6 protein-coding genes are annotated in these 6,431 nt (G+C 56.5%); 4 read left to right on the top strand and 2 right to left on the bottom strand.

The features are described from left to right. Nucleotides 1-175: 175 nt before the first annotated feature. Nucleotides 176-1,396 (bottom strand): CaiB/BaiF CoA transferase family protein, encoded by a 1,221-nt coding sequence (locus tag HBH25_RS19415; protein WP_168085583.1) that lies wholly within the window; start codon nucleotides 1,394-1,396, stop codon nucleotides 176-178. Nucleotides 1,397-1,408: 12 nt separating this feature from the next. Then, on the bottom strand, nucleotides 1,409-2,590 hold the full coding sequence (locus HBH25_RS19410) for an acyl-CoA dehydrogenase (RefSeq protein WP_168085582.1): 1,182 nt from the start codon (nucleotides 2,588-2,590) through the stop codon (nucleotides 1,409-1,411). A gap of 144 nt (nucleotides 2,591-2,734) precedes the next feature. Here HBH25_RS19410 and HBH25_RS19405 point away from each other — a divergent pair, with 144 nt between their 5' ends. The 4 genes from HBH25_RS19405 to HBH25_RS19390 all read left to right on the top strand — a co-directional run bounded on the left by HBH25_RS19405 (nucleotide 2,735) and on the right by HBH25_RS19390 (nucleotide 6,347). Beyond that, the gene (locus tag HBH25_RS19405) at nucleotides 2,735-3,655 is read left to right on the top strand and encodes a LysR family transcriptional regulator (protein ID WP_168085581.1); all 921 of its coding nucleotides are present in this window, start codon (nucleotides 2,735-2,737) and stop codon (nucleotides 3,653-3,655) included. Nucleotides 3,656-3,791: 136 nt separating this feature from the next. Continuing rightward, nucleotides 3,792-5,285, top strand: coding sequence for a succinyl-CoA:acetate CoA-transferase ScpC (gene scpC, locus HBH25_RS19400; RefSeq protein WP_168085580.1), 1,494 nt, complete (start codon nucleotides 3,792-3,794; stop codon nucleotides 5,283-5,285). A gap of 310 nt (nucleotides 5,286-5,595) precedes the next feature. After that, a complete protein-coding gene (locus HBH25_RS19395; protein ID WP_168085579.1) occupies nucleotides 5,596-5,811 on the top strand; it encodes a DUF1127 domain-containing protein in 216 nt (71 codons plus the stop codon). A gap of 209 nt (nucleotides 5,812-6,020) precedes the next feature. Beyond that, a complete protein-coding gene (locus HBH25_RS19390; RefSeq protein WP_168085578.1) occupies nucleotides 6,021-6,347 on the top strand; it encodes a DUF2388 domain-containing protein in 327 nt (108 codons plus the stop codon). Nucleotides 6,348-6,431: the final 84 nt, after the last annotated feature.

Here is a 6,431-nt window from a genome sequence, read left to right as displayed (position 1 = left end):
CAACCTGCTGTCAACTCCCTTTTTCACCGCATCCGATCCGGAGACCGAAGCACTTCCAGCACCTTTGAAACTGTAAACCCTTGATTCTCAAGAAGTTTGCTGTTCCGTTGTCGCTGGAAGTGGGGCGCATTATAAGGGGATTTGAAAGGGCGTCAACAGGTATTTCCAAATTAGTTCAAATTATCCCTTCGCGCCTCAATATTCCAATGGCCTCAGGCTCAAGCCCTAGCTGCTCTCTAAGTACGGCATCAGTGTGTTCACCGAGCAAAGGCGGGGCTGAACGGTACTCCACAGGTGTACGCGACAACCTTAATGGGCTCGCTACCTGCTTCAATACACCTGCCAAGGGGTGATTGAGTACCACCTCAAGCTCACGGGCTTTTACTTGAGGGTCTGCAAACACGTCCTCCAGGTTATTGATAGGGCCACAAGGCACGCCGGCTGCCTCCAAGAGCGCAACCCATTGTGCAGTCGTCTTGAACACGGTTGCCTGGCGAATCAAGGGCACTAACGTCATCCGGTTGGCCACACGCGCTGCATTGGTAGCGAAGCGGGGGTCATCTGCCCAATGTTCAAAACCCGCCACCTTGGAAAATTTGCGAAATTGCTGATCATTCCCTACGGTCAGGATGAAATCGCCATCGGCAGTGGGGAAGTCCTGGTAAGGCACTATATTAGGGTGCGCGTTGCCAAGCCGCTTTGGCGCTACTCCGGTAGTGAGGTAATTCATGGCCTGGTTGGCCAGGCACGCCACCTGCACATCGAGCAAGGCCATATCAATATGTTGCCCCTGGCCGCTCGACTCGCGCTCAGCCAGCGCCGCCAGTATCGCTACAGTCGAATACAGACCAGTCAGAATATCGGTCAACGCTACGCCAACTTTTACCGGCCCCTCGCCTTCTTCGCCCTGCGGGCGCCCCGTCAGGCTCATCAAGCCACCCAACCCCTGCACCATGAAGTCGTAGCCTGCTCGTTTGGCATAGGGGCCTGTTTGCCCAAAGCCTGTGATGGAGCAATAGATCAGCCTCGAGTTGATAGCGCTTAGCGAGGCATAGTCCAACCCATAGGCAGCCAGGCCACCTACTTTGAAATTCTCTATCACCACGTCGGCCTTGGCGGCCAAGGCCCGTATCAGCTGCTGGCCTTGCGGGCGAGTGAAATCGATGGTTACCGAAGCCTTGTTGCGGTTGGCCGACAAGTAATACGCCGCCTCGCCCGTGCTTTCGCCATTGCCATCCTTTAGGTAAGGCGGCCCCCATGCACGGGTGTCATCGCCACACCCAGGGCGCTCTACTTTCGTCACCTCTGCGCCTAGGTCACCTAGTATCTGTCCAGCCCAGGGGCCGGCCAGTACGCGAGAGAGGTCGAGTACCTTTACAGACGATAACGCCCCCATCTGAGCCGCTCCTTAATAGAAGGCCTGAATACCCGTTTGTGCGCGCCCGAGAATAAGCGCGTGAACGTCGTGCGTGCCTTCGTAGGTATTCACCACTTCCAGGTTTACCAGGTGGCGGGCCACCCCAAATTCGTCGGAGATGCCGTTGCCCCCCAGCATGTCCCGAGCCAGGCGAGCAATGTCCAGTGCCTTGCCACAGGAGTTGCGCTTCATGATGGAAGTGATTTCCACCGCAGCTGTACCGTCGTCCTTCATGCGCCCCAGTCGCAGGCAGCCCTGCAGCGCCAGGGTGATCTCGGTCTGCATGTCCGCGAGCTTCTTCTGTACAAGCTGGGTCGCGGCCAAGGGCCGACCAAACTGTTGACGGTCGAGCGTGTATTGCCGAGCGGTGTGCCAGCAGTACTCGGCGGCACCTAAGGCACCCCAGGCAATGCCGTAACGCGCAGAGTTAAGGCAAGTAAAAGGCCCTTTCAGCCCTCTTACATCGGGAAACGCGTTTTCCTCAGGAACAAACACGTTGTCCATTACAATCTCGCCAGTGATGGAAGCGCGCAGCCCTACCTTGCCATGAATCTCTGGCGCGCTAAGCCCTTCCCAGCCCTTCTCTAATATGAAGCCACGAATGTCGCCAGCGTCATCCTTGGCCCATACCACGAAGACATCAGCGATAGGGCTATTGGTAATCCACATCTTATTGCCGCTCAGGCGATAGCCGCCTTCGGCTTTCCTGGCGCGAGCAAGCATGGCCCCTGGATCTGACCCGTGGTTGGGCTCGGTGAGGCCGAAACAGCCAATCCATTGGCCGCTAGCCAACTTAGGCAGGTACTTTTCTTTCTGCGCTTGAGTGCCGAACTCATTGATAGGCACCATCACCAGTGAGGACTGCACACTCATCATGGAGCGGTAGCCGGAGTCGATGCGCTCCACTTCACGCGCGATCAAGCCATAGCACACGTAATTAAGCCCACTGCCGCCGTACTGCTCCGGGATAGTGGCACCCAGCAGCCCCATGTCCCCCATCTCGCGAAAAATCAGCGGGTCTGTGCGCTCATGGCGAAAGGCTTCAAGCACCCTCGGCGCCAGGCTGGCATTGGCGAACTGAGCTGCGCTGTCGCGCACCATGCGCTCTTCTTCTGTCAGTTGCTGGTCCAGCAGCAACGGGTCGATCCAGTTAAAGCTTGCACGGGTCGCCATGGCTTTTGCTCCTTCAGATAGTCACATGCCCTAAGCCTAGAAGTTCTATAGGCGCACCTCAAACGAGCTTTAAACAAGGGGTTGTGTTGATTTCTCACTCCGAACGTTGCACAAAGGCCGGTATGCAAGCCAAGGTTATGAGCCATGCGCAGAAAGATCCCCAGTACCGCCGCCCTGATCAGCTTTGAGGCTGCCGCCAGGCATGAAAGCTTTACCAAGGCAGCGGCAGAATTGTCGCTGACCCAAGGTGCTGTGTGTCGGCAGATCGCTGCCCTTGAAGCTTTTCTTAATGTGGAATTGTTCAGGCGCTCGCGCCGAGGGGTAAAGCTTACTGAGGCGGGTTTGTCCTATGCCCGCCAAGTGGCTATTCAGCTGGATGCTGTGGAACGCGACACGCTATCCGTGATGGGCCAGCAAGGCGCAGTGGCGCTTGAACTGGCGGTGGTACCCACCTTCGGGACTCGCTGGCTGCTGCCACGGCTCAAGGCGTTTCAGCATTTGCACCCTCAAATTACGGTGAACCTTACCAACCGCACTCGGCCATTTCTGTTCGCCGACACGCCTTTCGATGCGGCTATTTATTGTGGCGATGGAGAATGGCCAGGCGCCCATGCCTACCGGTTGATGAGTGAGCAGGTTGTGCCCGTATGCAGCCCTGCCTTGCTGCCGGGCAATGCGCCCGTGGACGCTACCTGCCTGGCCACGCTTCCTCTGTTACAGCAAACCACGCGCCCTTATGCCTGGCGCCACTGGTTCAATGCTGCTGGCCTGCAGGTCGCCCGAGACCTTACTGGCCCCCGCTACGAGCTGTTCTCAATGCTTGCCCAGGCTGCAATTCATCAAATGGGGGTGGCGCTGATCCCCCCGTTTCTTATCGAGCAGGAGTTAGGCCGAGGCGAACTGGTCATTGCAGTGCCTCAAGCCTTTTCCGACAACCGCGCTTACCACCTGATGATCCCTGAACGGAAAGTGGAATCGGCCTCACTGAAAGCGTTCAGGGATTGGCTATGGCAAACTGCAAGAAACTACGCCACGTGTGCTACTGAAAACCTGGCTCAACCCTAAATTCGTTACGTATGGCGCAATAGTGTTTTACAGCCAGATGAGCGCTCTTAGGCCGCTTTTAAGACCATTGTCGTAGGCAGGAACAGGGATAGGTTGAATAGACTTCTCGCCTGATTATTTCCTGCGAGACCTTAGCATGTATTCCGACCGCATCCGCCTCACTGACCTCCACAACAAGGTCATGCCTGCCTCGCAAGCCGCTGCGTTAATCGAAAACGGCATGACGGTGGGTATGAGCGGCTTTACGCGCGCGGGTGAGGCCAAGGCGGTACCGCAGGCCCTTGCCGATCGCGCACGGGAACAGCCGTTGCAGATAACACTGATGACAGGCGCCAGCCTGGGTAACGACCTGGACAAACAGTTGACCGAAGCCGGCGTTCTAGCGCGACGCATGCCGTTTCAGGTGGACAGTACGCTGCGCAAGGCCATCAATGAGGGCCGCGTCATGTTCACCGATCAGCACTTGTCTGAGACCGTAGAGCAACTGCGCAATCTCCAGATCAAACCGGTAGACATTGCTGTGATCGAAGCCGTGGCTATCACCGAGCAAGGCCATATCGTGCCCACCACCTCTGTTGGCAACTCCGCCAGCTTTGCCATCTTGGCCAGCAAGGTGATAGTTGAAATCAACCTGGCACAGCCCATGTCGCTGGAGGGGCTGCACGATATCTACATTCCTACCTACCGCCCCACACGCACACCTATTCCTGTCGTCGCCTGCGACAGCCGTATTGGCCAAACAGCCATACCCATTGACCCGGCAAAAATCGTAGGCATCGTGATCAGCAATCAGCCTGACTCCAATTCAACGGTGTTGCCACCTGACGCCGACACAAAGGCCATTGCTGACCACCTGGTTGCTTTTTTCAATCAGGAAGTAGCCTTGGGGCGCCTTACCCCTAAGCTGATGCCGCTTCAGGCGGGAATCGGCACCATTGCCAACGCGGTGATGCATGGCCTGATCGATTCGCCTTTCCACGACCTCACCATGTATTCCGAAGTGCTTCAGGACTCCACGTTCGACTTGTTCGACGCTGGGAAGCTGAGCTTTGCCTCTGGCAGCTCGATCACGTTGTCAGCCCGTAGGCATGCACAAGTCTTTGGAGACCTGGACCGGTACAAATCCCGGCTGGTACTACGGCCTCAGGAGATCTCCAATCACCCGGAGGTCATCCGTCGCCTTGGCATAATAGGGATCAACACAGCGCTGGAGTTCGACCTGTATGGCAACGTCAACTCTACCCATGTCGCAGGCACACGGATGATGAACGGCATTGGCGGCTCTGGCGATTTTGCCCGCAATGCTCACTTGGCCATCTTCGTGACCAAATCCGTTGCAAAAGGCGGTGCCATTTCCAGCGTAGTGCCCATGGTCAGCCATGTGGACCACACCGAGCACGATGTGGACGTGCTGGTTACCGAGCAGGGCCTGGCAGACCTTCGAGGCCTCGCTCCAAGAGAGCGCGCGCAGGTTGTTATCGATAACTGCGTTCACCCTGACTATCGGCCTGCGCTGCAGGCGTATTTCGATGCAGCTTGCGCCAAAGGTGGCCACACCCCTCATATTCTGCGGGATGCATTAGCTTGGCATATCAACGCTGAAGAAACCGGGCACATGCTGGCTCGCTGACAGAGCGGTTGTATACCTGTGCAGTTTGAAACGCTTTGGGTACGTACCAGTAGTTTTTATAAAACTGTTCTGCTGTACCTGTCCCAACCGCCCAAAATACTGACGCCCAGCTAGTCAAACCCACAGAAATGCATCATTAAGGTGCGGACCGGTACAGTCTGCACCATGAAGAGCAGCACAGTGCCGCTAAACAGATAACTGAATGCCTCTCTTAAAAGAGAACTGTACGTATGAATAGGGGGCGCTAAGGCGCATCATTTGCCCATATTCAAATCACTCTCTAGCCCGCCACAAGCGGAAGGACAACATCATGGAACGTACCCTCAGTTCCGACCTGCATTTCGATAACACCGCTAGCCGCACCCAAGCTTCCTTGCCACTGCGCATCCTGGCCAACCTGAGCTTGTGGCAGCGCCGCCTTGCCAGCCGTCACCAGCTGGCTCGCCTGGACAGCCGTTTGCTGGCCGACGCTGGTATCAGCGAATCTCAGCGTTATGAAGAGCTGAGCAAGCCTTTCTGGCGCTAAGTGCCAACCCAAGGCTACAAAAAAGCCCGCTCCGGTCAGCCGCAGCGGGCTTTTTCATAGCTGGCATTTGGCAAATACAGTTTTCATTGAAATAAGGTTTTTGATAACTGTACTTACCAGCACTTCATTGCACTGGAACCTTTTCCTCCGCCAAGCTCTAATAAACGGCTTGCGGGCTGGCGCTTTGCCGGCCGGAACAGGAGAAGAGCATGCGTACAGGTAAACAGTGTCTAAGCATCGTTGGGGCAATGGCGCTTGCGCTGGCCAGCAGCGTGCAGGCTTCCAGCTTTGTGGTCACCACTGATGCTGTAGTACGTGCAGTGGATGCCAGTACTAATGCAACGTCAGACGTGTCCTCCTCACTGCGAGACAACAAGATCGTGCGCCAGGCCCAAGACGATGCCGCAAGTTTCATTGCCAGCAATGGCGAAATTCGTGGCGCACGCCTCGAAAGCGCACTGGCTTGGCTGCGCGTGCAACTTCCCCATTCACAGGCCACCGATGCACAGTTGGCCCAGGCCATTCTGGCAGGCTAACAGAGGGTGGGCGCAGGCTAGGGTACAAAGGGGCCGCGCTGGCCTCGAATGCGTACATACGCTAGCCTAGCGGCATTGCCCGAG

It is taken from the genome of Pseudomonas quercus (assembly GCF_012033695.1).
Lineage (GTDB): Bacteria > Pseudomonadota > Gammaproteobacteria > Pseudomonadales > Pseudomonadaceae > Aquipseudomonas > Aquipseudomonas quercus.
Note: the sequence above shows the minus strand (reverse complement) of the source record. Positions and strands in the feature narration are given on the sequence as shown.

Bases quoted from the DNA above. Each gene is read 5' to 3' on its own strand.
- HBH25_RS19415 (WP_168085583.1), bottom strand. From the start codon at position 1,396: ATGGGGGCGTTATCGTCTGTAAAGGTACTCGACCTCTCTCGCGTACTG.
- HBH25_RS19410 (WP_168085582.1), bottom strand. From the start codon at position 2,590: ATGGCGACCCGTGCAAGCTTTAACTGGATCGACCCGTTGCTGCTGGAC.
- HBH25_RS19405 (WP_168085581.1), top strand. From the start codon at position 2,735: ATGCGCAGAAAGATCCCCAGTACCGCCGCCCTGATCAGCTTTGAGGCT.
- scpC (WP_168085580.1), top strand. From the start codon at position 3,792: ATGTATTCCGACCGCATCCGCCTCACTGACCTCCACAACAAGGTCATG.
- HBH25_RS19395 (WP_168085579.1), top strand. From the start codon at position 5,596: ATGGAACGTACCCTCAGTTCCGACCTGCATTTCGATAACACCGCTAGC.
- HBH25_RS19390 (WP_168085578.1), top strand. From the start codon at position 6,021: ATGCGTACAGGTAAACAGTGTCTAAGCATCGTTGGGGCAATGGCGCTT.